The sequence below is a fragment of the Janthinobacterium sp. SUN128 genome (assembly GCF_030587275.1).
Classification (GTDB): Bacteria; Pseudomonadota; Gammaproteobacteria; order Burkholderiales; family Burkholderiaceae_D; genus Janthinobacterium; species Janthinobacterium lividum.
The window spans coordinates 1-25,861 of sequence record NZ_JAPWHY010000005.1 but is presented as its reverse complement, the minus strand read 5'-3'; the positions used below and the strand labels follow the sequence as shown (position 1 = coordinate 25,861).

The window sequence follows — 25,861 nt, the reverse complement described above, 5'->3', positions numbered from 1 at the left end:
CTCAATCAAGGATGGCGCATGATCACTTGGCAATGGAACACGTTCGACGAACTCGGCCCCCACGATTTGTATCAGGTGCTGGCCTTGCGCCAGCGCGTGTTCGTCATCGAACAGCAATGCATTTACCCGGACCTCGATGGCCATGACCAGCAAGCCATGCATTTGCTGGGCTGGCAAACGGCCGATGGCCAGCGCCGGCTGGCCGCGTACCTGAGGGTGCTGGCGCCCGGCGCCAAGTATGTGGAAATGTCGCTGGGCCGCGTGCTGACGGCGCCCGAGGCGCGCACCACGGGCGCCGGCAAGCATCTGCTGGCGGAAGGCATCGCACGCGCGGAACGCCAGCACCCTGGCCACGCCATCCGCATCGGCGCCCAGCAGTATCTGGAGCGCTTCTACCAGTCCTTCGGCTTTGTCACCGTCAGCGCGCCCTACGATGAAGACGGCATACAGCACGTCGACATGCTGCGCGCCGTGCAGCCGGGAGCGGCGGCATGACGACGGCCCTCATTTCCTGGAGCGGCGGCAAGGATTCCTGCCTGGCCCTGTGGCGCGCGCGCAACGCCGGCACGAGCGTACCGCTGTTGATCACGGCCATGGATGAAGATGGCCGCAAGTCGCGCTCGCACGGCGTGCCGCCCGAACTGCTCGAGGCGCAGGCATCCAGCCTGGGCGCGCGCCTGCAGCGCTATCACGCCAGCTGGGCCAGCTACGAAGAGCAATTCATCGCCATGCTGCGCGCGGCGAAAGACGAAGGCATCGCCCACGCCATCTTCGGCGACATCGACTTGCAGCCGCACCGCGACTGGGAAGAAAAAGTCTGCGCCAGCGCCGGTCTGACGGCCCACCTGCCCCTGTGGGGCGAGGATCGCCGCGCGCTGGTCGATGAGTTCCTTGCCGCCGGCTTCAAGGCCATCGTCGTGTGCATCAATGGCCAGCACTTGCCGCGCGCATTTTGCGGGCGCGAGTTCGACGCCGCCTTCCTCGCCGACCTGCCGCCCGGCGTCGACGCCTGCGGCGAAAACGGCGAATTCCACACCTTCGTCTACGACGGCCCCGCCTTCAGTGCACCGGTGGCGCTGCGCCGCACGCAAGTGCTGCAATATGATGCGCCAGCCAATCTCGGCGGCGCCACCTACTACTTCCAGGAACTGGCGCCAGTTTGAATTGGCCGCAAAAACAAAAAGGGCGACTCCATGGAGTCGCCCTTTGTCCGTGCACCTTGCGCGTGCTTACTTTTTTTCCACTTTTTGCAGCGTGATGTCGAACACCAGGCCGGCGTAAGGTGGGATCACCACCGCACCCGACTTGTCGCGGGTGCCGCTCACGCCATAACCCAGGTCATACGGAATGAGCAGGCGGCGCGTGCCGCCTTCCTGCATGCCGACCAGGCCACGGTCCCAGCCCAGGATCACTCTGCCGATGCCGAGGATAAACGTAAAAGGCTGGAGAGGGGGCGACGTTTCGAATTGCACGCCTTTGCCGTCCGGCTTGCTCGCGTCATACAGCCAGCCCGTATAGGCCACCGTCAAGGTATCGCCCGCCGCGGCGGCCGTGCCGGTGCCTTTCACCAGGTCAGAAACGACGAGCTCTTTCACTTGCGTATTCGGGTCAAGCACGAGCGGCTTCTCGGTGTTGGCAGCAGCGCCGCAAGCGGTCAGGGCCACGGCGCAAGCGAGGGTGGCGATCATTTGAAATACCGATTTCATGGTTTCCCTTTAAATATTGGTGTGTGGCTAAGCCCGTACGGTGCGGACCGGTACGGGCTGGAGTTTAACAGGACTCGCGTAGCCCATTTGTAAGCAGACGTAAGCAAGGCAGTAAGTGTGTCTCGATGCAACATTGACACAATATCTATATTTCCACCTGCGTGCCCAGTTCGATCACCCGGTTGCTCGGGATCTGATAGTAGTCGGCCGCCGTGCGCGCATTGCGCGACATGGTGACGAACAGGTGCTCGCGCCATGGCATCATGCCGGCCCCCGGCGTCGAAATGATGGTCTGGCGCGCGATGAAGAACGACGTTTCCATCATCTCGAAATCCAGTCCCTGCTCGGCGCACTGCGCCAGCGCGGCCGGAATGTCCGGTTCATCCTTGAAGCCGTAATGCACATTGACCTGGTAGCACTGGTGGCCCAGGTCCACCACGCGCACGCGCTCGGAAGGCGCCACCCACGGCTCTTCATGCATGAAGACGGTGAGAAAAATGACGCGCTCATGCAACACCTTGTTGTGCAGCAAGTTATGCAGCAGCGCATGCGGCACGCCATCCGTTTCGCCGCGCAGGAAGATGGCCGTGCCGGGCACGCGCAGCGGCGGCGCGATGAACAGCGACGAAAGGAAATCGTCGAGCGGAATCGCATGCTTTTCCAGGTTTTGGAATACCAGCTGGCGGCCCCGCTTCCAGGTCAGCATGACGATGAACAAAATCGAGCCCAGCAGCAGCGGGAACCAGCCGCCGTGGAACAGTTTCAGCGCCGTGGCCGACACCAGGTTGACGTCGATGATCAGGAAAAAGCCCGTGGCGGCCCAGCACAGGGCCAGGTTCATCTTCCAGCGGTAGCGGATGACGAAGAAGGTCAGGATGGTGGTCGACAGCATGGTGGCCGTCACGGCAATGCCGTAGGCGGCGGCCAGGTTTTCCGAGGAACCGAAACCGATGACGGCCAGCAGCACCACGGCCAGCTGCAGCCAGTTCACGGCGGGGATGTAGATCTGCCCGATTTCGCTTTCCGACGTGTGGCGCACGCGCATGCGCGGCAAGAAGCCCAGCGCGATCGCTTGCTTGGTCATCGAGAAGGTGCCGGAAATGGTCGCCTGCGAGGCGATCACGGTGGCCATGGTCGACAGGATCACCAGCGGATACACGCTCCACGCGCCCAGCTGCTGGTAAAACGGATTCGAGACGGCTTCCGGATGCGCCAGCAGCAAGCCACCCTGTCCCAGGTAGTTCAGCGCCAGCGCGGGAAAGGCGATCAGGAACCAGGCCATGCGGATCGGCTTCTTGCCGAAGTGGCCCATGTCGGCGTACAGCGCCTCGGCGCCCGTCAGCGCCAGCACCACGGCGCCCAGGGCAACGAAGGCGACAAAGCCGTTATTCATCAGGAAGGTCGCCGCGTGGATCGGGTTGACCGCGGCCAGGATGGCCGGCGACTTGATGATGTTGACCACGCCCATGCCGGCCAGCGCGGCAAACCACAGCACCATGATGGGAGCAAAATAGCGGCCGATGCCGGCCGTGCCGTGCGACTGCACCGAGTACAGCGCCACCAGCACCACCATCGTCAGCGGCACCACGTACGGACTGAAGGCGGGTGTGGCCACTTCCAGGCCTTCGATCGCCGACAGCACGGAAATGGCCGGCGTGATCACGCTGTCGCCATAGAACAGGGTGGCGCCGAAGACGCCGATCACCATCAGCGGGAAATGCCAGCGCGACAGGCGGCTGACGGACGACAGCACCAGCGCCATCAGGGCCATGATGCCGCCCTCGCCGCGGTTGTCGGCACGCAACACCAGGGTCACGTACTTGAGCGAGACGATCAGGGTCAGGCCCCAGAAAATCAGCGAGACGATGCCCAGCAGGTTCTCGTGCGAGAGCAGCAGGCCGTGGGCCGGGTCAAAGACGGTCTTCAGGGTGTACAGCGGACTGGTGCCGATATCGCCGTAAACGATGCCCACGGCCGCCAGCGTCATGCCGGCAAGGCCGCTTTTTTTATGTTCCGACGTCAAGGTTGCACCCGTTTTTGTTTTGTTGCATCGCACAATATGATAGGTATTAGCAAATAGCAAGAGTATTTTTGCATGGTTCCGCAGCTGCCCCAAAGTCGTGGTTTTGTGCCGCTCCGCCTTGCTGCGCGGGCTTGCGGCATTAATTTGTTGCCATTCTACGCCTCGCCAGCGGCGCCGGGCAGCCCCCGATGTTTTCAGCCATAATGACAGACTGTCTACTCTCCAGCGAAGCCCATCATGAATCCAGGCATGCTCTACGCCTCCCTCGCCTTCCTCTGCTGGGGCCTGTTCCCCCTGTACTTTCACGCCATCGGCGAGATCGCGCCGCAGGAAATCCTGGCGCACCGCATGGTCTGGTCGCTGTTGTTCCTGGGCGTCGTACTGACCGTGCGCCGGCAGTGGAGCTGGCTGGGCAGCCTGAAAGCGCAGCCCAGGGTGGTGGCCAGCTTCGTGGCCAGTGCGTTCTTGCTGTCCGCCAACTGGTTCATCTATATCTGGGCCGTCAACAACGGCCACGTGGTCGACGCCAGCCTCGGCTACTTTATTACGCCCCTGGTCAATGTCATGCTGGGCTTTTTGCTGCTGCACGAGCGCCTGCGCCGCCTGCAGTGGCTGGCCATCGGCCTGGCAGCCTGCGGCGTGGCCTGGCTCACTTGGCAGGCGGGGCAAGTGCCGTGGATCGCCCTGCTGCTGGCGGCCACCTTCGGCGGCTATGGCTTGCTGCGCAAGACGGCCGCGCTGGGCGCGCTGGAAGGCTTGTCGTTCGAGACATTGATTCTGTTCCCCCTGGCGCTGGCCTATATGCTGTGGCTGGGCTGGCATGGCCAGAGCGGCTTCGTCAATACAGACTCCACCGCCACGCGCGCGCTGCTGCTGGCGTCCGGCCCCATCACGGCCATTCCCCTGCTGCTGTTTGCCGCCGGCGCGCGCCGCCTGCCGCTGGCCGTGCTGGGGCTGCTGCAATACATCGCCCCCACGGGGCAGCTGCTGATCGGCGTGTGGGTCTTCCACGAGTCGTTCACGCCCGAGCGCATGCTGGGCTTCCTCGTCATCTGGACGGCGCTGGGCCTGTATGCGGCCGAGGGCCTGTGGACGGCCCGCAAGGCGCGCGCCGCCGCCTAGTCTTGCCCTGGAACCCGTTTCCGCAGCGCGCAGCGCTGGCCGGAAGCGGGCGTTTACCGTATCCTGTCCGTCTTTGTATATCACCCGAGATTTCTAATGGCAAATTACGTCTACACCATGAATCGCGTGGGCAAAATCGTCCCGCCCAAACGCCAGATTCTGAAAGATATTTCCCTCTCCTTCTTCCCAGGCGCGAAGATCGGCGTACTGGGCCTGAACGGCTCCGGCAAATCGACCCTGCTGAAAATCATGGCAGGCATCGACACCGACATCCAGGGCGAAGCCGTGCCGATGCCTGGCCTGAACATCGGCTACCTGCCGCAGGAACCGCAGCTGGACCCGGAAAAGACCGTACGCCAGGAAGTCGAGTCGGGCCTGGGCGAAGTATTTGAAGCGCAAGCCAAGCTGGAAGCCGTGTACGCCGCGTATGCCGAGGAAGACGCCGATTTCGACGCCCTGGCCACGGAACAGGCACGCCTGGAAGCGATCATCTCGACTTCCGACGGCGGCAATTTGAATCTGCAGCTGGAAATGGCCGCCGACGCGCTGCGCCTGCCGCCATGGGACGCCAAGGTCGGCGTGCTGTCCGGCGGTGAAAAGCGCCGCGTGGCACTGTGCAAGCTGCTGCTGTCGAAACCCGACATGCTGCTGCTCGACGAACCGACCAACCATCTGGATGCGGAATCGGTCGACTGGCTGGAACAATTCCTGCTGCGCTTCCCCGGCACCGTGGTGGCCATCACCCATGACCGCTACTTCCTCGACAACGCGGCAGAGTGGATCCTGGAACTGGACCGCGGCAGCGGCATTCCATGGAAGGGTAACTACTCGACCTGGCTGGAGCAGAAGCAAGCCCGCCTGAAGCAGGAAGAATCGACGGAATCGGCGCGCCAGAAGGCGCTGCAGAAGGAATTGGAATGGTCGCGCCAGAACCCGAAAGCGCGTCAGGCCAAATCAAAAGCCCGCCTGGCCCGCTTCAACGAGTTGTCCGAGCACGAATACCAGAAACGCAATGAAACGCAGGAAATCTTCATTCCCGTGGCCGAACGCCTGGGCAATGACGTCATCGAGTTCAAGAACGTGTCGAAAGCGTTCGGCGACCGTTTGCTGATCGATAACCTGAGTTTTACCGTGCCGCCAGGCGCCATCGTCGGCATCATCGGCCCCAACGGCGCCGGTAAGTCGACCCTGTTCAAGATGATCACCGGCAAGGAACAGCCGGACAGCGGCGAAGTGGCCATCGGCCAGACGGCACGCGTATCCATCGTCGACCAGAACCGCGATTCGCTGGCCGACAACAAGTCCGTCTTTGAAGATGTGTCCGGCGGCGCCGACATGCTGACTGTGGGCCGCTTTGAAATGCCGTCGCGCGCCTATCTGGGCCGCTTCAACTTCAAGGGTTCGGACCAGCAAAAAATGGTGGGCAACCTGTCCGGCGGTGAGCGTGGCCGTCTGCACCTGGCGAAAACCCTGCTGATGGGCGGCAACGTCCTGCTGCTCGATGAACCATCGAACGATCTGGACGTGGAAACCTTGCGCGCACTGGAAGACGCCTTGCTGGAATTTGCCGGCAGCGTCATGGTCATTTCCCATGATCGCTGGTTCCTCGACCGTATCGCCACGCACATCCTGGCATTCGAAGGCAACTCGCAGGTCACCTTCTTTGACGGCAACTATCAAGAGTACGAAGCCGACAAGAAGAAACGCCTGGGCGAAGAAGGCGCGAAACCAAAACGTATCCGCTACAAGCCTTTGACCACGTAATTTCGGTCCGGCCATGCAAAAAGGCAGTTACCTCGCGGTAACTGCCTTTTTTTTCAGCAAACTTCCAGTTTTTAAAACCGTAGCGAGCGGCAACGAATTGTGGCTGAGATGCGGAGCTGTGCTATAGCACAGTGAGCATCGGAGGCCGCAAAACGTGCCGCGCAGTAGGTTTTTAGAAGTTGTAGCGTGCGCCCAAAGCGAGGCCGGTGGCCTTGCGGCCCTGGTCGGCGCTCTTGCCGAAGTGTTCCACTTCCGCCGTCAGCGAGACTTTCTCGTTGATCGCGTACTGGGCACCGAGGGAAGCGTACACGCCCGTCTTGTCGTTGCCGCTGATGCCGGTCGACAGGCCGGTGCCGCTCAAGCTGTTCTTGACCTTGGCCACGCCGAGCTTGCCGAATACACCGACCTTGTCGGTCACGGGCATGGTGGCCTTGCCGGCCAGATAGTAGCCGTGCGAATCGCTTTTCACGGAACCGTTGCCGGCGCCGGTGACATAGCTGTAATCCTTGCTGCCGAAATCAGCGTAGCCGCCTTCGACCGCCCAGGTTTTATCGAAATCGTAACCGGCGAAGATCTTGGCGCCAGCCTTGTAGCCGCTGTGATTATCGGCGCTGGTGGCGCCAGGAATATCGAAGTTATAACGGTTGCCCGTGACGCCGGCACCCACATAGGCGCCTTCGGCGTGTGCGGCGCTCATGCCGGTCAGTGCGGTAACGGAAGCGATCATTGCAAACAGGATTTTCTTCTTCATCATGTTCTCTCTCTCAATTAGTTGACTTGCCTGGATTCGCAGTTCAGCGAAGTGCGATGACTACACAATAACAGCTGAAAAAAGCTACGTCTTTCTCCATTCCGTAAGAACTGTGACAAGATGTAAGCCAACATTCCAAACTGACAATAACCGTAAAATGAGCACTGTTAAGCGAACTTAATATAGACTTAAGAACATTAACGATTTTCAGTCAAGAGGAGAAGTGCATGCACAAACGCCAGTTTCTCGCCGCCGCCATGGCTGCCAGCGTCCTGCCCGCCATAAGCAGGGCGGCACCCGCCGGCCTGCGCGGTCCGGCCCTGCTGACCATCACGGGCAGCATCGACAAGCCGAACCGGGGCCCGTTCGACGCCGTGCGCGACCAGATGATGCACAAGCAAAAGATCAGTTTCGAACGGGCGCGGGCCTTCGACTTCGCGGCGCTGACGAACTTGCCGGCACGCACCATCCACCCCACCCTGGAATACGATGGCAAGGCGCATGCCCTGCGCGGACCGCTGCTGGTCGATGTATTGAAGGCGGCGGGCGCGCCTGAGGAAGATGCCGTGCGGCTGCTGCTGCGCGCCGTGGATGGCTATGCGGCGGCGCTGACCATGGCGCAGGCGCGCGCACAGCGTTTTATTGTCGCCACCCACCTGGACGGGCAGGCGATGGCGCTGGGCGGCCTGGGACCACTATGGGCGATCCACGATGCGGACCGCATCGCGGCCGTGGCGGCGCTGCCCCTGGCCGAACGCTACACCAGCTGCCCGTGGGCGCTGTATCACATTGGCGTGGAGGCCGGTTGACGCTACTTAAAACGCCAAACAAAACCGTAGCGAGCGGAAGGAAGAGGTGGCTGAGAAGCGGAGCTGTGCTAATGCACGGGGCCGCCGAGGCAGTGAGCATCGCAGGCCGCCTATACCGACGCGCAGTAGGTTTTGATAGGCGTTTAGGCGTAGGCTTCCGCCATCGACATAACCCGTGGGGCGATAGTGATGCCGTGTTCCTCGAACAGGGCCGTGATGGCCGCCAGGTTGTGCGTGCACTCCTCGGTTTTCCAACCCTTGAATATATCCGTGCCATCCTTCTGGAAATGCAGGTCCAGCACCTTGCCCGCATCCTTGTGCAGGTAGGGCGAACTATAGGTGTTCTCGAAGCCGAGCGCCTTCAATTGCCCCAGCAAAGCCGATGGTGGATGGTCGGGATCGGTGGCGAGAAAAATGCCGAAGGTCTTGCCAGGCGGCTTGGCGGCGATGTCGACCTCGTAGATGCCGGGGGCCTTGCTGACAGACGTACTCTTTAAAAATAACATACAACACTCCCTGCGCGTAATGTCCCGCGCCTGAAACGGGCGGCAAGACAGGGGCGGTGCGCAATGATTCCCCTCGTCAAATCTTATTGCTAATTTGCATCTTTGTCGACAAATCGGCACTTTTATTTGGTAAGTCGTGGTTATCTTGTCGCGTTCAGCAAGGTAAATTGTCAATAAATCCAGTTATCATTGCGCCAATACCCGCCCTGCTGCATACTTTTGGCTTGCGTCACGATTGCCTTCCCGCCGGCCACTCCTCGTCTCCATGCGTCTTCTGTCGATCAAGTACCGCCTGCTCATCCTCCTGACCCTGATCCTGGGCGCGGGCTTCATGGCCACCAGCCTGGCCAGCTACCTGGCGTCGCGCCAGACCATCGAACATGGTATCGCCGACCAGACCTTGCCGCTGACGGGCGACAATATCTATTCCGAAATCCAGAAGGACATGCTGCGCCCCGTCTTCATTTCCTCGCTGATGGCGCACGACACCTTCGTGCGCGACTGGATACTCGCCGGCGAAAACAAGCCGGAACAGATCGTGCGCTACCTGGCCGAAGTCAAGAAGAAATACGGCGCCATCACCAGCTTTCTCGTCTCGGACAAGAGCAGCAAATATTATTACGCGGAAGGCACCCTGAAATCCGTCAGCCCGCAGGCGACGCGCGACATCTGGTACTACCGCGTGCGCGCCATGGAAAACAGCGACTATGAAACGAATGTCGACGTGGACATGGCCAACCGCGACAGCATGACCATCTTCATCAACCACCGCGTACTCGACTACGACGGCCGGTTCATCGGCGCCACCGGCATCGGCCTGACTCTGGACACCATGAGCCACATCATCGACCGCTACCAGGCACGCTTTCACCGCAACATCTATTTTGTCGATGGCGCCGGCACCCTGGTGTTGGCGGGCAAGACCATGCGCAACGGGCACGGCAACATCCGCAGCCTGCCCGGCGTGAACGCCATTGCCGACCAGATCATCAACCACCAGAGCGAACCGACGCATCTGTCGTACCAGCTGGGCCACGCGCAAATCCTCGTCAACTCGCGTTTCATTCCCGAACTGGGCTGGTACCTGGTGGTCGAGCAGAACGTCAGCGACGAAGTCCAGTCGCTGCAGCGCGTCTTCATCCTCAACCTGGCCATCAGCTTTGGCGTCACCCTGCTGGTACTGGTGCTGACCTTGCTGACGGTGAACCGCTACCAGCGCCGCATCGAGCGCATCGCCTCGACGGATGCGCTGACCGGGCTATTGAACCGCCAATCGCTGGAATTGCTGTTCCAGCGCGCCATGCTCCTGTCCAGACGCAACGAGCAACCGATGTCCGCCATCCTCTTCGACATCGATTTCTTCAAGCGCGTCAACGATACGCACGGCCACCTGTGGGGCGACAAGGTCATCCGTGGCGTGGCCGACGTGGCGCGCGCCACCGTGCGCGAAAGCGATGTCATCACGCGCTGGGGCGGCGAGGAATACCTGGTATTGCTGAATAACTGCAACCTGGCCAAAGCGGCGGAAGTGGCGGAAAACCTGCGCGCCGCCATCGAAGGCCACGATTTCGGCTTGCCCGAACCGCAGGTACCCGTGACGATCAGCCTGGGCGTGGCCGAGTACAGGCCAGAGGAAAGCGAATCGGCCTTCTTTTCGCGCGCCGACAGCGCGCTGTATCAGGCCAAGCAGCACGGCCGCAACGGCGTGCACGCCGCCTGAGTCATCCCCCGCGCTTGCGCCTGGCCAGATCCTGCGTGGGCGCCACCAGCGCCCGGTACAACTCGCCCGTGGCGGCATCCCAGCTTTGCACGGCCAGCTGCTGGCGTTGCACGGTGGCCGAATCGCCCCGCGCGATGGGGCCGGACAGCGCGGGCGCGGCGCCCAGGCGGAACACATTCGCCACCGCTTCCGTCACCAGAGGCTGCGCCAGTTCGCGCGCCACCGGCTCGGGAATGCCGGCCGCCTGGTAGGCGCGCAAGGCGGCGTCGAGCACCGTCACCAGATAATTGCTGGCAAAGACGGCAGCGGCGTGATACAGGGTCTTGGCGGCCGGGTCGATGGGCACGGGACGCGCGCCGATGGCGTTCAAAGCCGGCGTGAGGAAGGCCAGCGCCAGCGGATCGCCTTCGACGCCGCAAAACGTGCCGTCAAAGGTGGCGGCCACCTGCTGCGGGTCGGCAAAGCTGCGGATCGGGTGGGCGCTGGCAACAAAAGCGCCGGCCTGCGTGGCGGCCAGCAGTGCGTTCGACGCCAGCGCGCCGCTGCAGTGGAACACAATGGCGCCCGCCTGGCGTCCTTCGGCCACCAGCGCCGCGCAGGCGGGGCCGATCTGGTCGTCCGCCACGGCCAGCATGGTGACGTCGGCGCGCCGCAAGGCCGCATAGCTGGCGACGGGAGTGCCGGCGCCCATGAAATCGACGGCCGATTGCGCCGACGCCATCGAGCGCGTCAGCACGTCCTGCACGGCGACACCCTCCACGCCGGCGAACAAACGGCCCAGCACACGGCCCACATGGCCGGCGCCGATGATATTCAGGGTGACGTTCATGTCTAGAAACTTGATCCCGGCTGGCGCAGGAATTCCAGCTCCTGCGGCGTGGAAGCGCGGCCCAGGATGGCGTTACGGTGCGGGAAGCGGCCAAAGCGGGCGATCACTTCCTGGTGCCGCTCGGCGTAGTCGAGCATGCCCTCAAAGCCGGGCTGCGCCTGCGACAGCAGCTGGAACAGCTCGACGGCGCGCGCCTGCATGGCCAGGTCTTCCGCGTGTTCGAACGGCAGGTAGGCGAAGGCGCGCAGCATCGGCGGCAGCTGGCGGTCCTGCCCCGCTTGCGTCAAGGCGATGGCCAGCGCCAGCGCCCGGGCGTCGCCGGCAAAGGCGCGCGGCGTGCCGCGATACACATTGCGCGTGAATTGATCGAGCACGATGAGGCGCGCCAGCGCGCCGTGCGGCGCCGTGTCCCACTCGCGCAAGCCACCCTCGATGGCGGCATCGATCAACGCGCCGAAACGGTCGCGTATCTGCGCATCGAAGCCGTCATCCTTGCGGAACCATTCCATGCGCGACTGGCCGTAATCCGGGTTATCCGGCGGCAGGAACCAGAAATCGAGTACCTCTTGGGCCTGTGCATCCATATCCATCCTCTCAGCATCCATGTCAATTACGGGCATGCGACAGCTGGAAGCCGGCGATGCCTTCGAAAGCGGCCAGTTCGGCCGACATGGCGGACAGGCTGGCGCCCGTGTTCTTGCCATGCGCGATGGCGACGAAGCGCCATTCCTGCATGCCTTCGTTGCTGCCGATGGTCAGCGAACCGCTGGCGATGTCGTAACCGCGCTTGGCCGCCATGCGCCGCAGCGCATCTTCGCGCGGAATAAACCCTTGGCGGAAGCGCATGGTGATGGCCACCGCGTGGCGCGACGGCAGCCAGTTCTCCAATTTTGACAGAAAAATCATCGCCATCGCGCACAGGAAGGCCAGTCCCATGGCCGACAGATAAAAGCCGATGCCGACCATGATGCCGATCACGGACGAGGCCCAGATCGAGGCGGCCGTCGTCAGGCCGCTGATATTGAAACCCTCGCGCATGATGACGCCGGCGCCGAGAAAACCCACGCCCGTGACGATACCCTGGATGACGCGCGTGGGGTCGCTGCCGACGATGGCGCCATGGCCGCCGTACCAGAACTCGGGATAGCCGCCCAGCACCGTCAGCGCGGCCGAAGCCATGCAGACAAGGCTGTAGGTGCGCATGCCCGCCGCGCGCCCGTGATACGAGCGTTCATAGCCAACCAGCAAGCCCAGCAGCAGCGCGCCCAGCAGGTTCAGCAGGATCACGCCATTCGTCGCCAGCTCAGCCGGCGACCAGTAGGCGCGCAGGAAGTCGATGGTCGGCATTTAATCCTGGGGCTTTTTGCTCAGCTGCTTTTCAAACGCCACGTCGAGCTTGCTGACGCGGCGCGCCTTTTGCGGCCCCAGGCCATTGACGAAGGCGACAAAGGCGTCCAGTTCCAGCGGCGGGCACAGGGGCGGCAAGCCCGGCCCTTCCGTGAGGAAGAACAGTTCATCGCCCGTGCGCGCCATCGTGTAGAGGCGCTGGCCGGTGCGTTCCTTGAGCCGCTCGATGGCGGACGTGGCGCGGGTCGAGCGCATCAGATGGCTCCCGTGCGCTGTTCCAGCCACGCCAGCGCAGGCGCATCGGCCGGCGCGGCCAGGTGCGGCGCGAGGCGCGCGCGCACGGTCGCGTGATAGTCGTTGAGCCAGGCCGCCTCGTCGTCGCGCAATAGCGAGCGTTCCACGCAGCGCGTGTCGATCGGGCACAGGGTCAGGGTTTCAAAACGCAAAAATTCGCCAAACTGCGTCGTCCCTGCCGGGACATTCAGCACCAGGTTCTCGATGCGGATGCCCCACTGGCCGGGACGGTAGATGCCCGGCTCGATGGACGTGATCATGCCAGGTTCCATGGCCGTCTGCGGCTCCGGCATGGCGGACTGGGAAATCGATTGCGGCCCTTCGTGGACGTTGAGGAAAAAGCCCACGCCGTGGCCCGTGCCATGACCGAAATCGATGCCCTCGGCCCACAGGGGCGCGCGCGCAATCGAGTCCAGCATGGGCGACTTCACGCCGCGCGGGAATTGCGCGCGCGACAGGGCGATCATGCTGCGCAAGACCAGGGTGAAATCGCGCTTGTGCTCGGCCGTGATCGTGCCGACGGGGACCACGCGGGTGATATCCGTGGTGCCGCCCCAATACTGGCCGCCCGAGTCGATCAGCAGCAAGCCGTCGCCTTCGATGGTAGCCTCGCTGCCCGCATGGGCGTGGTAATGCATGATGGCGCCATGCGCATTGAAGCCGGCGATGGTGCCGAAACTGGGGCTGACAAACCCGGCGCGGCGCGCTCGGGCGGCCGTCAGGTGCTCGTCAACGCCGATTTCCGTCAACGGTGCGCGCTGCGGGTCGGCCAGGGTGCGATCCAGCCAGCTGAAAAACTCGCACAGGGCGGCGCCATCCTGCTCCATGGCGGCGCGCACATGCGCCGCTTCGCCGTCCGTCTTGCGCGACTTGGCCAGGGTGGTCGGGTTGATCGATTCGACCATCTGCACGCCATCGGCCACGGCCTGGCGCGTGCCGAACGTGATGCGGCGCGGGTCGAGCAGCAAGGTGGCGCCGGCAGGCAAGGCGGCCAATGCGGCGCCGGCACGGTCATACGCAGCCACGTCCACGCCCTCGCTCTCCAGGGTGGCGCGCAGGGCCGCCGGCACCTTGCCGTCGGCGACGAACAGCGTGGCGCGCTCGGGTCCCACCAGCGCATGCGCGAGGAAGACGGGGTTGTAATTGACGTCGGCGCCGCGCAGGTTGAACAGCCAGGCGATATCGTCGAGGGTGGAAATCACATGGTGGCTGGCGCCTTGGGCCGCCATGCTGGCGCGCAGGGCCGCCAGTTTTTGCGTGCGCGACAGCGAGGGATACGCGGCCGCATGCTCGAACACGGGTGCGGCGGGCATGGCCGGGCGATCCGGCCACACGGCTTGCAGCACATCGGTGTCCGTGCGCAGGATCACTTGCGCGCCCAGCGCCTGTTGCAGCAGGCGCGCATTGGCCAGGCCCAGCACGGCGCCATCGACGGCCACCGTCTGCCCCGGCTGCATGGTTTCGCCCAGCCAGTCGATATACAGCACGCTGGCACCGGACGGGATTTTCTTCAGGACGATGCCGCTGCCGGCCAGTTCGTCTTCCGCCTGTTCCCAATAGCGGCCATCGGTCCACACACCGGCGAAATCCTGCGTCACGACCAGGGTGCCGACGGAACCCGTAAAGCCCGACAGCCACTCGCGGCCCTGCCAGCGGGCCGGCAGATACTCGGACAAGTGCGGGTCGGCCGAGGGCACGATCAGGGCGTCGATGTGCTGCGCGCGCATGGCGCCGCGCAGTTGCGACAAACGGGAGGCGGGAGTGGCTTGGTCAGGTGTCTGCATGGGGACGGAAAAAGCGGTGCTGGGAAGCGCCTATGATACCCCGATTAGCCCGGGTAAGGCACTGCGCGCCCGCAACGCCTTTTCCGCCGGTTTCAGGTTGCGTTCGAGTTTTTTCCTGATGCCCGCGTGGCGCACCTGGTCCAGCGCCGCCCGCAGGGCTTCCAGGCTTGCCTGGGTGGGGATGGTTTCCACGCCATGGCCCAGCGCCATGGCCAGCGACTGCGACGGCGCGCTTTTCGCCGTGCCGGGCGCCACGCATACCTGCGGCAGCAAGGTGGCGATGACGGGCGCGAACCATGCGTCATCGCGGTAGGCAGCCACCCGCGCGGCGCGCGCCAGCACGCCGGAATCGGCCGTGGCAAAGGCCGCATCGGCCACATACGGCAGCTGGCCCGCATGGATGGCGGCGACGTGCGCAGCCGCTTCTTCCAGGATGACGCGCGCAAAATCCGCATACGCTGCGTCGCCGGCCAGCTCTTGCGCGGGATCCGTATCGCCGATGTCGTCGCGGCTCCAGTGCCCGCTGTGCGGCGAGCGGGCCAGCGCCAGCAGGGAGGCATCGCGCAATTCCGGCAGCAAGGCCAGTTCGCGCAGGGTAATCGGCATCGGCAGCATGGCGTGGCGCGCCTGCATGGCCGCATCGAGCCGCGCCAGGGCCTTGGCGCCAGCCAGGCGCGCCTGCAGGAACGACTGGTAGTGCTGCTCCGTCAGCTGCCGCACCTCGTCCATCGACACGTCATTCGCCATCATCGGCCTCATAGCGGCGCAAGCCTTCCAGGTCCAGCACGCGGATGCCGCCGTAATCTAGGCGCAATAAACCTTTTTTTTCCAGCACTTGCAAGGCCTGGTTGGCGCGCTGGCGCGAAGAGCCGGACAACAGTCCGATTTCTTCCTGCGACAGCTGCACCAGGGTTTCCACGCCCGGGTACAAGTGCGAATTGAACATCGAGGCCAGGCAGCGCGCCACGCGCGTGTTCAGGTCCAGCAGGCGCTCGTTTTCCACCATGCCGATGAACTGGCCCAGGCGCTCGTTGAGCTGCATCAGCAGGAAGCGCGTGAATGGCAGGCTCGTTTCCAGCAGCCAGTGGAAGGTGGCGCCGGGCAGGCGCGCCACGCGCGTGTCGCGCAGGGCCATGGTGTCGTATTTGCGGATTTCATTCTTCAGTAATGAACCTTCTCCGAACCAGCTGCCGGGCGGCACGCCGATAAAGGTCATGGCCTTGCCAGAGGCGGAAAAATTATTCATCTTGACCATGCCGCTGATGACGCCGATCCAGTTGTCCACGGGCTCGCCCTTGCGGCAGACAAAGCCGCCTTTCGGCACGAAGGTTTCAAACACATCCGCCTCGACCCTGGCCAGTTGAACGGGATCGAGCAGCTGTGCCCAGTGGGCCGCGCGCACGGCATCCTTGAGGCTGATATCAGGATTGGTCATTGTGCGATGCACCATCGAAAAGTGGGTAAATGTCCCCGAAAAGACAACTTGGCAAACTAACGCAAGCTACTATCATTGCACAAACGCCTTACACATAAAAAACACAGAGCGCCATCCAACGAGGTGGGGCCTGAGACAAGCAACAGGGAGACACTGGTGCAAACGAATACCACAGCAGCAATGCCGACTTTTCCGCGGCGCTTATTGCAACACGGGACAGTACGATCCGACAAGCCCGCATTTCGCGAAAAATACCTGGGCATCTGGCAAACCTGGACCTGGCTTGAAGTCAACGAGGAAGTACGCGCGCTGGCCTGCGGCCTGGCAGCCATCGGCTTCCAGCGCGGCATGAACCTGGCCATCATCGGCGATAATCGTCCCCGCCTGTACTGGGCCATGCTGGCGGCGCAAAGCCTGGGCGGCGTACCCGTGCCACTGTACCAGGACGCGCCGGCCGCCGACATGGCCTATGTGCTGCAGGATGCGGACATCCGCTACGCCATCGTCGAAGACCAGGAGCAGGTCGACAAGCTGCTCGAACTCAAAGCGCTGTATCCGCACGTCGCCCACATCGCCTATGACGATGAACGGGGCATGCGCCATTATCGCCAGCCGGAACTGATGTCCTTTGCCGCCCTGCAGGTGCTGGGCCGGGCCTATGACCGCGAACACCCGGGCTTTTTCGACGCCGCCGTGGCAGCGGGCCAAGGGAGCGACTCCGCCGTGATCCTGTACACCTCGGGCACCACGGGCAAGCCGAAGGGCGTATGCCAGAGCCACACGGCGCTGCTGGCTGCCGGCGTTGGCGGCGTCGCCTTCGACAAGCTCACCGACGAGGAAGACATCCTGTCCTACCTGCCCATGGCGTGGGTGGGCGACTGCCTGTTCTCGCTGGCGCAGGCCATGGTGGCCGGCTTTACCGTCAACTGCCCCGAATCGGGCGACACGGTGATGATCGACATGCGCGAAATCGGCCCCACCTGCTACTTTGCGCCGCCGCGCGTGTTCGAAAACATGCTCACCAGCGTGATGATACGCATGGAAGACGCGAGCAGCATCAAGCGCCACATGTTCAGCCATTTCATGGACGTGGCCAAGCGCTGCGGCGCGCAGATCCTGGATGGCAAGCCCGTATCGCTGGCGGACCGCCTCAGCTACAAGCTGGGCGAGCTGCTCGTCTACGGCCCCCTGAAAAACGTGCTGGGACTGTCGCGCGTGCGCGTGGCTTATACCGCCGGCGCCGCCATCGGCCCCGACCTGTTCCGCTTCTACCGCTCCATCGGCGTCAACCTCAAGCAGCTGTACGGCTCGACCGAAACCTGCGCCTATGTCTGTCTGCAACCGGATGGCAATATCAAGTTCGACAGCGTCGGCTTGCCGGCGCCGGGCGTGGAAGTCAAGCTGGCGGCGAATGGCGAAGTGCTGGTCAAGTCGCCGGCCACCATGAGCGGCTACTTCAGGCGTCCCGACGCCACCGCCGAAGTGATCGACAACGACGGCTATTTCCATACGGGCGACGCGGGCGTGTTCGATAGCGAAGGCCATCTGAAAATCATCGACCGCGCGGCCGACGTGGGCAAGATGAATTGCGGCGCCATGTTCGCTCCCAACTACATCGAAAACAAACTCAAGTTCTTCCCCTTCATCAAGGAAGTGGTGGCCTTCGGCCATGCGCGCGACCAGGTGTGCGCCTTCATCAACATCGACATCGAAGCGGTGGGCAACTGGTCCGAGCGGCGCGGCATCGCCTACTCCGGCTACACCGACCTGGCGGCGCGCGCCGAGACCTATGGCCTGATCCGCGACTGCATTGAGCAAGTCAACGCGGAACTGGCGGCCGACCCGCTGATGGACCGCACGCAGGTGCATCGCTTCCTCGTGCTGCACAAGGAACTCGATCCGGACGACGACGAGCTGACCCGCACGCGCAAGGTGCGCCGCAAATTCATCGCCGAAAAGTACGCGGTGCTCATCTCCGCCCTGTATGAGGGCAAGGCAACGCAATACATCGAGACCCAGGTGAAATTCGAGGATGGCCGCACCGGTTCGACCAGCGCCGACCTGCAGATCTGGGACAGCAAAACGTATCGGCCCCAGGGCCTGGCCGCATGATGGAGCACAGCACGATGCAAATGAACGAACCCGACGCCCATTTCGGCACGGCCCGCAAGGCGGGCCCCGTGATCCTCGACCTGAAGAACATCTCGCTGTCGTTTGGCGGCGTGAAGGCGCTGACCGACATCTCGTTTGACGTCAAGCAGCATGAAATCCGCGCCATCATCGGCCCGAACGGCGCCGGCAAAAGCTCGATGCTCAACGTGATCAACGGCGTGTACCGCCCGCAGCAGGGAGAAATCATCTACCGGGGCGAACACCGGCGCGGCATGGATTGCTATGCGGCCGCCAAGTCCGGCATCGCGCGCACCTTCCAGAACATCGCCCTTTTTAAAGGCATGACGGTGCTCGACAACATCATGACGGGACGCAACCTGAAGATGAAATCGAATTTCCTCTTGCAAGCCCTGTACTGGGGGCCGGCGCGGCGCGAGGAAATCGAGCACCGCAAGAAGGCAGAGGAAATCATCGACTTCCTGGAAATCCAGGCCATCCGCAAGACGCCCGTGGGGCGCCTGCCCTACGGCCTGCAAAAGCGCGTGGAGCTGGGCCGCGCGCTGGTGGCCGAACCGGAAATTTTGCTGCTCGATGAACCGATGGCCGGCATGAACGTGGAAGAAAAGCAGGACATGTGCCGCTTCATCCTCGACGTCAACGACCAGCTGGGCACGACCATCGTGCTGATCGAGCACGACATGGGCGTGGTGATGGATATCTCCGACCGCGTGGTGGTGCTCGATTACGGCAAGAAGATCGGCGACGGCACGCCCGACGAGGTGCGCAGCAACCAGGATGTCATCAACGCCTATCTCGGCGTGGCGCACTAGACGAGGAATAGCAATGAATATCAATTTTTTCTTTGAAGTGCTGATCGGCGGCCTGCTGTCGGGCGTCATGTATGCGCTGGTGGCGATCGGCTTTGTCCTGATCTACAAGGCGTCGGGCGTGTTCAACTTCGCGCAGGGAGCGATGGTGTTTTTCGCTGCCCTCACCTGCGTCGGCATCATGGACAAGTTCGGCCTGTCGCTGTGGCTGGCCATCCCGCTGACGATGCTCACCATGATCGTGCTGGGCATGGCGATTGAACGGGTGGTCTTGCGCCCGCTCGTCAACCAGCCGGAAATCACGCTGTTCATGGCCACCATCGGCCTGACCTTTTTCATCGAAGGCCTGGCGCAGCTGATGTGGGGCTCCCAGGTGCACAAGCTGGACCTGCCCATCGAAGACGTGCCGATGCAGTTTTTGATGGACCGCTTCGACATCAACATCTCGCAGTTCGACCTGATGGCGGCCGGCATCTGCGCGCTGCTGGTGATCTGCCTGGCCTTGCTGTTCTCGAAAACCAAGGTGGGCCGCGCCCTGCGCGCCGTCGCCGATGACCACCAGGCGGCACTGGCGGTCGGCATCCCGCTGCAGCGCATCTGGGCCGTCGTGTGGGGCGTGGCGGGCCTGGTGGCCATGGTGGCCGGCTTGCTGTGGGGCGCGCGCAACGGCGTGCAGTTCGCCCTCACCTTCATCGCCTTGAAAGCGCTGCCGGTGCTGATCCTCGGCGGCTTTACGTCGGTGCCGGGCGCCATCGTCGGTGGCCTGATCATCGGCGCGTCGGAAAAGCTGGCCGAAGTCTACCTCGGTCCCATGGTGGGCGGCGGCATCGAAGGCTGGTTCCCGTATGTGCTGGCCCTGCTGTTCCTGCTGGTGCGGCCGGAAGGCCTGTTCGGCGAGAAGATCATCCGGCGAATATAACGCCACCGTAACAGCATCGTAGGTCGGGTTAGCGCATGGCGCGTAACCCGACAACAGCCAAAACAGCCAGCAAAGGACACGCCATGATTTACCGTGAAGCAGGACAATTCAAGACCAGCTACCAGGCTGACAACCAGATTTTCCCGATCAGGCAAGACCGCCTGGCGCTGACGGCCACGCTTCTCGTCGCCGTCTTCCTCCTGCCGTATTTCGCCTCGCCCTACATGCTGTCGGCGATCCTGATTCCCTTCCTGATCTTCGCCCTGGCAGCACTGGGCCTGAACATCCTCACCGGTTACGCGGGCCAGCTATCGCTGGGCACGGCCGCCTTCATGGCCGTGGGCGCCTTTGCCTCGTATAACTTCATGGCCCGCCTGCCAGGCTTGCCGCTGCTGGTGTCGTTCATCCTCGGCGGCCTGTGCGCGGCCATGGTGGGCATCGCCTTCGGCCTGCCTTCCCTGCGCATCCGCGGCTTTTACCTGGCCGCCTCCACCCTGGCGACGCAGTTCTTTGTCGTCTGGTGCCTGACCAAGATCCCGTATCTCACCAACTACAGCTCCTCGGGCGTGATCACGGTGCAGAAGATGACCATCCTCGGCTACCAGTTCGACACGCCGCAAAGCAAATACCTGCTGGTGCTGGCGATTGTCGCCGGCATGGCGCTGCTGGCCAAGAACATGATCCGCTCGAATGTGGGCCGCTCGTGGATGGCCGTACGCGACATGGACATGGCGGCCGAAGTGATCGGTTTCCGCCTGATGCGCACCAAGCTGCTGGCGTTTGCCGTCAGCTCGTTCTACTGCGGCGTGGCCGGCGCGCTGTATGCGTATGCCTACCTGGGCACGGTGGAGCCGGAAGCGTACAACCTGGACCTGTCCTTCCGCATCCTGTTCATGATCATCATCGGCGGCGTCGGCTCGATCCTCGGTTCCTTCCTCGGCGCGGCCTTCATCGTGCTGCTGCCCGTCTTCCTGAACACCATCGCGCATGGCCTGGCATTGCCGACCAGCGTGGCTTCGAACCTGGAACTGATGGTGTTCGGCGCGCTGATCATTTTCTTCCTGATCGTCGAACCGCACGGCCTGGCCAGGCTGTGGCAGATCGCGAAGGAGAAACTGCGCCTGTGGCCTTTCCCGCACTAGGAATTTGTACCTTGCTGTCTGATGTCGATTGACTTGAAATCAAATAAAACAAGAGGAGACACACAATGAAACACATCAAATCGCTCATGCTGGCCGCCGCCATCGCCAGTGCCGCACTCACCATGGCCGGCAGCGCGCAAGCCCAGGACAAGGAACAGTACATCGCCCTGCCGTCCTACCGCGTGGGCCCGTACGCGGCCGGCGGCTCCGGTTTCTACGGCGGCATCATCGACTACTTCAACCTGGTCAACCAGGCCGGCGGCGTCAATGGCGTCAAGATCAGCTGGGAAGAATGCGAAACCGAATACAACCCGTCGCGCGGCGTCGAATGCTATGAACGCCTGAAAACCAAGCAGGGCGGCGCCACCCTGGTCGAAACCCTGTCCACCGGCGTCGCCTACGGCATCCTCGACCGCGTGGCGCAAGACAAGATCCCCATGACGATGATCGGCTACGGCCGCTCGGACGCCGCCAACGGCAAGGTCTTCCCGTATGTGTATCCGCTGATCTCCAGCTACTGGAGCCAGGCCGCCGCCATGATCAAGTACCTGGGCGACAAGGATGGCGGCATGGACAAGCTGAAAGGCAAGAAGATCGTTCACCTGTACCACGATTCGGCCTTCGGCAAGGAGCCGCTGCCCGTGCTCGAAGCGCTGTCGAAACAGTACGGCTTCGAGCTGGTCAAAATTCCCGTCGCGCCGCCTGGCAGCGAACAGCAGTCGCAATGGCTGCAGATCCGCCAGGCCAAGCCGGACCACGTGATCCTGTGGGGCTGGGGCGTGATGAACTCCGTCGCCATCAAGACGGCGCAGCGCAACGGCTTCCCGCGCGACAAAATGCTGGGCGTCTGGTGGGCCGGCTCCGAGGAAGACACGATTCCATCGGGCGATGCGGCCAAGGGCTACACGGCGATGACGTTCAATACGCCGGGCAACTACCCCGTGCTCGACGACATCCGCAAGAAACTCTACGCGTCCGGCAAGGGCAACCTGTCCGACCAGTCGCGCATCGGCTCCGTCTACCACATGCGCGGCGTGACGGCCGGCATCCTGTGGGTGGAAGCGATCCGCGTGGCGCAGGAAAAATTCGGCAAGGGCAAACCGATCACGGGCGAGCAGATGCGCTGGGGCCTGGAAAACCTGAACGTCGACGATGCGCGCCAGAAGGCCGTCGGCGCGCTGGGCATGTTCCCGACCGTCAAAACCAGCTGCGACGACCATGAAGGCTCGGGCGCCGTGAAAGTGCAGCAGTGGGATGGCAAGAAATGGACCGCCATCACGCCGAAATGGATCGTCGGCGACAAGGCCCTGGTGCGCAAGCTGGTCGAGGAATCGTCGAACAAGTACGCCGAAGAGAAAAAGATCACGCCGGCGTGCATGAAGTAAATCGCTGCCGATGGTGGTGTCGGATTACGCGCGTTGCGCTAATCCGACCTACCTGGATATGACGTAGGTCGGATTAGGCCGCAGGCCGTAATCCGACAAGCCAACACCCTATGAAAACGAAGCAGCCATGACACCCACTGCCACGCAAACACCGGAAACGCCACCGCCCTACCTGTCGGTGAACAATATCGAAGTCATCTACGACCACGTGATCCTGGTCCTGAAGGGCGTGTCGCTGCAAGTCCCGCAAGGCAAGATCGTGGCGCTCCTGGGCGCCAACGGCGCCGGCAAGTCGACCACCCTGAAAACCATCTCGACCCTGTTGCGCGGCGAACGGGGCGACGTCACCAAGGGCGAAGTCCAGTTCAAGGGCGAGCGCGTGGATCAATTGACGCCGAATGAACTGGTGAAGCGGGGCCTGTCGCAAGTGATGGAAGGGCGCCACTGTTTCGGCCACCTCACCATCGAGGAAAACCTCCTGACGGGCGCCTACACGCGCAGCCTGTCGCGCGGCGAGCTGAAAGACGCGCTGGAAAAGGTGTATCACTATTTCCCGCGCCTGAAAACCCGGCGCAGCAGCCAGGCCGGCTACACCTCGGGCGGCGAACAGCAGATGTGCGCCATCGGCCGCGCGCTGATGGCCAAGCCATCGATGATTTTACTGGACGAGCCGTCGATGGGCATCGCGCCGCAGATCGTCGAAGAGATCTTCGGCATCGTCAAGGACCTGAACCACAAGGAAAACGTGTCTTTCCTGCTGGCCGAACAGAACACCAACGTGGCGCTGCGCTACGCCGACTTCGGCTACATCCTGGAAAACGGCCGCGTCGTGATGGAAGGGCAAGCGCAGGAACTGGCCAGCAACGAAGACGTCAAAGAGTTTTACCTGGGCGTGTCCAGCGCCGGGCGCAAGAGCTTCCGCGACATGAAGTTCTACCGCCGCCGCAAGCGCTGGCTGGCCTGACATCGGAGTTGCCGTCATGGACCTGGAACGGGCAAAGCAAGTATGCCGCGGCTTTCCCGGCGCGACAGAAGACATCAAGTGGAGCAACGTGCTGGCGTTTTCCGTCGGTGGCCGCCTGTTCGCGCTATGCGGCGCGGAAGCGCACAGCACGCGCGGCATGAGCTTCAAGGTCGATGCGGAACGCTTCCTGGAATTGACGGACCGCCCCGGTTTTCGCCCGGCACCCTACCTGGCACGGGCCAAATGGGTGCTGGTCGCCAGTCCCGACGCCCTCGACGACGATGAAATGGCCGCCCTGCTGCAGCGCTCATACAGCCTGATTGTTGCGGGGCTGACGAAAAAAATGCAACGTGACATTGGAGAATCAGCAACATGACCGATACGCTCGACAGTCTGGAAGCACGCGCCCCCGAAGCGCGTGAAAGCGAATTGATGGCCGGCCTGCCGCAGCTGATCGCGCGCGCGCAGAAGGCGCCGGGCTGGGCCCGCATCCTTGATGGCGTCACTGCGGCCGACATCACCAGCCGCGCCGCGCTGGCGCAGCTGCCCGTGACGCGCAAGTCCGACCTCAAGCAATTGCAGCACGACGCGCTGCCGTTCGGCGGCTTGAACACGACGCCAAAGAACGCCCTGTCGCGCGTATTCGTCTCGCCCGGCCCCATCTTCGATCCGGAAGGCCGCGGCCCTGACTGGTGGCGCTTCGCGCGGCCCATGTATGCGGCCGGCGTGCGCGCCGGCGGCTTGCTGCAGAACTGCTTTTCGTATCACTTCACGCCGGCCGCCTTCATGGTCGAAGGGGGCGCCGCGCGCATCGGCTGCACCGTCATCCCGGCCGGCATCGGCCAGACGGAAATGCAGGTGCAGGCGATGGCTGACCTGAAGCCGGACACGTATATCGGCACGCCGTCATTTCTGAAACTGATCATCGAGAAGGCGCGCGAAATGGGCGCCGACATCAGCAGCGTCACCAAGGCCGTGATGGGCGCGGAAGCCTTGCCCGAATCCTTGCGCAGCTGGTTTGCCGAAAATGGCGTGCCGCACGTGTTCCAGACCTATGCCTCGGCCGATATCGGCAGCATCGCCTATGAAACGGCCAGCAATGGCAAGCTCAATCCGGGCATGGTCGTTGACGAAAACGTGCTGCTGGAAATCGTCCATCCGGGCAGCGGCATTCCCGTCGCGCCGGGCGAAGTGGGCGAAGTCGTCGTCACCGTCTTCAATGCCGACTATCCTCTGATCCGCTTCGCCACGGGTGACCTGTCGGCCGTGCTGATGGACGCGCCGGACTCGCCGTGCGGCCGCACGAATACGCGCATCAAGGGCTGGATGGGGCGTGCGGATCAAACCACCAAGGTGCGCGCCATGTTCGTGCATCCGTCGCAGGTGCACGAGATCGCGCGCCGCCACCCGCAGATCAAGAAGGCGCGGCTGGTGGTCTCGGGACGCATGGCCAACGACGAGATGGCTTTGCATTGCGAAGTCGACGATCCGACGGACGCCAGCGGCGTGGAAGCCATCATCGGCTCGATCCGCGAACTGACCAAGCTGCGCGGCGACGTAGTGCTGGTGGCCGTGGGCAGTCTGGCGCAGGATGGGAAAGTTATCGACGACATGCGCGATTACAAATAAGGCCGATTTGCGGGATAATACCGGCATTGACCATCAGCCCCATTCATCGCCATGCAAGAGTCCATGCAAGAATTTCATCACAACCGTGCCCGTGACCTGATCAAGAACGCGGAACTGCTGTTCGACCAAGACGCCGTGCAGGCGTCGATCACACGCATGGCCGATGTGCTCAACACGCGCTTCAACGCCGAGGATTCGAAAGAATTCCCGCTGGTGCTGGGCGTGATGGGCGGCGCCGTCGTGTTTACGGGCAGCCTGCTGCCGCAACTGAGCTTTCCGCTCGAATTCGACTACATCCATGTGAGCCGCTACGGCGACGACGACAAGGGTGGCGAAGTGGTGTGGAAAGTCATCCCCCGCTCGAATGTTGCGGGCCGTACCGTCATCGTGCTCGACGATATTCTCGACGAAGGCGAAACCCTGGCGCACGTCAAGCAGCGCTTGCTGGACATGGGCGCCTCGGAAGTGATCCTGGCCGTCTTCGCGGACAAGGCCATCGGCAAGAAGAAGCCGGTACAAGCCGACATCGTCGGCCTGGTGATCCCGAACCGCTTCGTCGTCGGCTTCGGCATGGATGCGTATGGCTACTGGCGCAACCTGCCGGGCCTGTGGGCCATCAAGCCCGAGGATTTGAAGCAGCAGTGATTCATGATGGTTGTCGGATTACGCTGCGCTAATCCGACCTTGTATTATTCCTTCCATGCCGTTGGCGATATTGCCAACGGCGTCAATCGCTGTCAAAGTTCTTGGTAGGCATATCAAGACCGGGCAACTGGATGCCGTATCCGCCCTT

26 protein-coding genes are annotated in these 25,861 nt (G+C 62.9%); 15 read left to right on the top strand and 11 right to left on the bottom strand.

The window, feature by feature from the left end; translation table 11 throughout:
- Positions 1 to 18: 18 nt before the first annotated feature.
- A complete protein-coding gene (locus tag O3297_RS25190; RefSeq protein ID WP_176374455.1) occupies positions 19 to 495 on the top strand; it encodes a GNAT family N-acetyltransferase in 477 nt (158 codons plus the stop codon).
- Positions 492 to 1,163 (top strand): diphthine--ammonia ligase, encoded by a 672-nt coding sequence (locus O3297_RS25185; RefSeq protein ID WP_305050680.1) that lies wholly within the window; start codon positions 492 to 494, stop codon positions 1,161 to 1,163. Before O3297_RS25190 ends, O3297_RS25185 begins: the two co-directional genes overlap by 4 nt.
- 66 nt (positions 1,164 to 1,229) lie before the next feature.
- Here O3297_RS25185 and O3297_RS25180 read toward each other — a convergent pair whose 3' ends face one another.
- Positions 1,230 to 1,706, bottom strand: coding sequence for an FKBP-type peptidyl-prolyl cis-trans isomerase (locus tag O3297_RS25180; protein WP_305050678.1), 477 nt, complete (start codon positions 1,704 to 1,706; stop codon positions 1,230 to 1,232).
- A gap of 145 nt (positions 1,707 to 1,851) precedes the next feature.
- A complete protein-coding gene (locus O3297_RS25175; RefSeq protein WP_305050676.1) occupies positions 1,852 to 3,729 on the bottom strand; it encodes a potassium transporter Kup in 1,878 nt (625 codons plus the stop codon).
- 237 nt (positions 3,730 to 3,966) lie between these two features.
- Here O3297_RS25175 and rarD point away from each other — a divergent pair, with 237 nt between their 5' ends.
- The gene (gene rarD / locus O3297_RS25170) at positions 3,967 to 4,851 is read left to right on the top strand and encodes an EamA family transporter RarD (protein WP_305050675.1); all 885 of its coding nucleotides are present in this window, start codon (positions 3,967 to 3,969) and stop codon (positions 4,849 to 4,851) included.
- 96 nt (positions 4,852 to 4,947) lie between these two features.
- Positions 4,948 to 6,615, top strand: coding sequence for an energy-dependent translational throttle protein EttA (gene ettA, locus O3297_RS25165; RefSeq protein WP_034783756.1), 1,668 nt, complete (start codon positions 4,948 to 4,950; stop codon positions 6,613 to 6,615).
- A 172-nt stretch (positions 6,616 to 6,787) separates the two neighbouring features.
- Here the strand turns inward: ettA and O3297_RS25160 are convergent, their stop codons facing one another.
- Positions 6,788 to 7,369: a porin family protein gene (locus O3297_RS25160; protein ID WP_034783757.1), complete on the bottom strand. Its 582-nt coding sequence runs from the start codon at positions 7,367 to 7,369 to the stop codon at positions 6,788 to 6,790.
- Between the two features lie 224 nt (positions 7,370 to 7,593).
- Here O3297_RS25160 and O3297_RS25155 point away from each other — a divergent pair, with 224 nt between their 5' ends.
- A complete protein-coding gene (locus tag O3297_RS25155; protein ID WP_305050674.1) occupies positions 7,594 to 8,175 on the top strand; it encodes a molybdopterin-dependent oxidoreductase in 582 nt (193 codons plus the stop codon).
- Positions 8,176 to 8,318: 143 nt separating this feature from the next.
- Here the strand turns inward: O3297_RS25155 and O3297_RS25150 are convergent, their stop codons facing one another.
- Positions 8,319 to 8,681 carry a hypothetical protein gene (locus O3297_RS25150; RefSeq protein ID WP_070258385.1) on the bottom strand — a complete coding sequence of 121 codons (363 nt, stop codon included), beginning with the start codon at positions 8,679 to 8,681 and terminating at the stop codon, positions 8,319 to 8,321.
- 265 nt (positions 8,682 to 8,946) lie between these two features.
- Here O3297_RS25150 and O3297_RS25145 point away from each other — a divergent pair, with 265 nt between their 5' ends.
- Positions 8,947 to 10,401, top strand: a complete 1,455-nt coding sequence (locus O3297_RS25145; RefSeq protein ID WP_305050673.1) for a sensor domain-containing diguanylate cyclase — start codon at positions 8,947 to 8,949, stop codon at positions 10,399 to 10,401.
- A 1-nt stretch (position 10,402) separates the two neighbouring features.
- Here O3297_RS25145 and O3297_RS25140 read toward each other — a convergent pair whose 3' ends face one another.
- The 7 genes from O3297_RS25140 to O3297_RS25110 are packed head-to-tail and all read right to left on the bottom strand — an operon-like array spanning position 10,403 to position 16,090.
- Positions 10,403 to 11,230, bottom strand: coding sequence for a Rossmann-like and DUF2520 domain-containing protein (locus O3297_RS25140; RefSeq protein ID WP_099389742.1), 828 nt, complete (start codon positions 11,228 to 11,230; stop codon positions 10,403 to 10,405).
- A 2-nt stretch (positions 11,231 to 11,232) separates the two neighbouring features.
- The gene (locus O3297_RS25135; RefSeq protein WP_305050672.1) at positions 11,233 to 11,820 is read right to left on the bottom strand and encodes a DUF924 family protein; all 588 of its coding nucleotides are present in this window, start codon (positions 11,818 to 11,820) and stop codon (positions 11,233 to 11,235) included.
- Between the two features lie 16 nt (positions 11,821 to 11,836).
- Positions 11,837 to 12,577: an MgtC/SapB family protein gene (locus O3297_RS25130; RefSeq protein ID WP_034783768.1), complete on the bottom strand. Its 741-nt coding sequence runs from the start codon at positions 12,575 to 12,577 to the stop codon at positions 11,837 to 11,839.
- Positions 12,578 to 12,832, bottom strand: coding sequence for a hypothetical protein (locus O3297_RS25125; protein ID WP_305050669.1), 255 nt, complete (start codon positions 12,830 to 12,832; stop codon positions 12,578 to 12,580).
- Complete coding sequence (locus O3297_RS25120; protein ID WP_305050667.1) at positions 12,832 to 14,655, bottom strand: aminopeptidase P family protein; 1,824 nt, start codon at positions 14,653 to 14,655, stop codon at positions 12,832 to 12,834. The genes O3297_RS25125 and O3297_RS25120 overlap by 1 nt, the downstream gene beginning before the upstream one ends.
- Before the next feature lie 30 nt (positions 14,656 to 14,685).
- Positions 14,686 to 15,405, bottom strand: coding sequence for a hypothetical protein (locus O3297_RS25115; RefSeq protein WP_305050665.1), 720 nt, complete (start codon positions 15,403 to 15,405; stop codon positions 14,686 to 14,688).
- Positions 15,392 to 16,090, bottom strand: coding sequence for a Crp/Fnr family transcriptional regulator (locus tag O3297_RS25110; RefSeq protein WP_034783773.1), 699 nt, complete (start codon positions 16,088 to 16,090; stop codon positions 15,392 to 15,394). The genes O3297_RS25115 and O3297_RS25110 overlap by 14 nt, the downstream gene beginning before the upstream one ends.
- A 180-nt stretch (positions 16,091 to 16,270) precedes the next feature.
- Here O3297_RS25110 and O3297_RS25105 point away from each other — a divergent pair, with 180 nt between their 5' ends.
- The 9 genes from O3297_RS25105 (at position 16,271) to O3297_RS25065 (ending at position 25,713) form a co-directional block, all read left to right on the top strand.
- Positions 16,271 to 18,202 carry an AMP-binding protein gene (locus O3297_RS25105; RefSeq protein WP_099389738.1) on the top strand — a complete coding sequence of 644 codons (1,932 nt, stop codon included), beginning with the start codon at positions 16,271 to 16,273 and terminating at the stop codon, positions 18,200 to 18,202.
- A 14-nt stretch (positions 18,203 to 18,216) separates the two neighbouring features.
- On the top strand, positions 18,217 to 19,032 hold the full coding sequence (locus tag O3297_RS25100) for an ABC transporter ATP-binding protein (RefSeq protein ID WP_034753577.1): 816 nt from the start codon (positions 18,217 to 18,219) through the stop codon (positions 19,030 to 19,032).
- A 19-nt stretch (positions 19,033 to 19,051) separates the two neighbouring features.
- Positions 19,052 to 19,948 carry a branched-chain amino acid ABC transporter permease gene (locus O3297_RS25095; RefSeq protein WP_198521486.1) on the top strand — a complete coding sequence of 299 codons (897 nt, stop codon included), beginning with the start codon at positions 19,052 to 19,054 and terminating at the stop codon, positions 19,946 to 19,948.
- Positions 19,949 to 20,031: 83 nt separating this feature from the next.
- Complete coding sequence (locus tag O3297_RS25090; protein ID WP_034752817.1) at positions 20,032 to 21,090, top strand: branched-chain amino acid ABC transporter permease; 1,059 nt, start codon at positions 20,032 to 20,034, stop codon at positions 21,088 to 21,090.
- Positions 21,091 to 21,155: 65 nt separating this feature from the next.
- Entirely contained in the window at positions 21,156 to 22,475 is a 1,320-nt protein-coding gene (locus tag O3297_RS25085) for an ABC transporter substrate-binding protein (RefSeq protein ID WP_034783778.1), read from the top strand.
- Between the two features lie 127 nt (positions 22,476 to 22,602).
- Complete coding sequence (locus O3297_RS25080) at positions 22,603 to 23,439, top strand: ABC transporter ATP-binding protein (protein ID WP_070258366.1); 837 nt, start codon at positions 22,603 to 22,605, stop codon at positions 23,437 to 23,439.
- Positions 23,440 to 23,455: 16 nt separating this feature from the next.
- Positions 23,456 to 23,815, top strand: coding sequence for an MmcQ/YjbR family DNA-binding protein (locus O3297_RS25075; protein WP_034783779.1), 360 nt, complete (start codon positions 23,456 to 23,458; stop codon positions 23,813 to 23,815).
- A complete protein-coding gene (locus O3297_RS25070) occupies positions 23,812 to 25,068 on the top strand; it encodes a phenylacetate--CoA ligase family protein (RefSeq protein ID WP_034783780.1) in 1,257 nt (418 codons plus the stop codon). Before O3297_RS25075 ends, O3297_RS25070 begins: the two co-directional genes overlap by 4 nt.
- Positions 25,069 to 25,131: 63 nt before the next feature.
- The gene (locus O3297_RS25065) at positions 25,132 to 25,713 is read left to right on the top strand and encodes a hypoxanthine-guanine phosphoribosyltransferase (protein WP_305050656.1); all 582 of its coding nucleotides are present in this window, start codon (positions 25,132 to 25,134) and stop codon (positions 25,711 to 25,713) included.
- Positions 25,714 to 25,861: the final 148 nt, after the last annotated feature.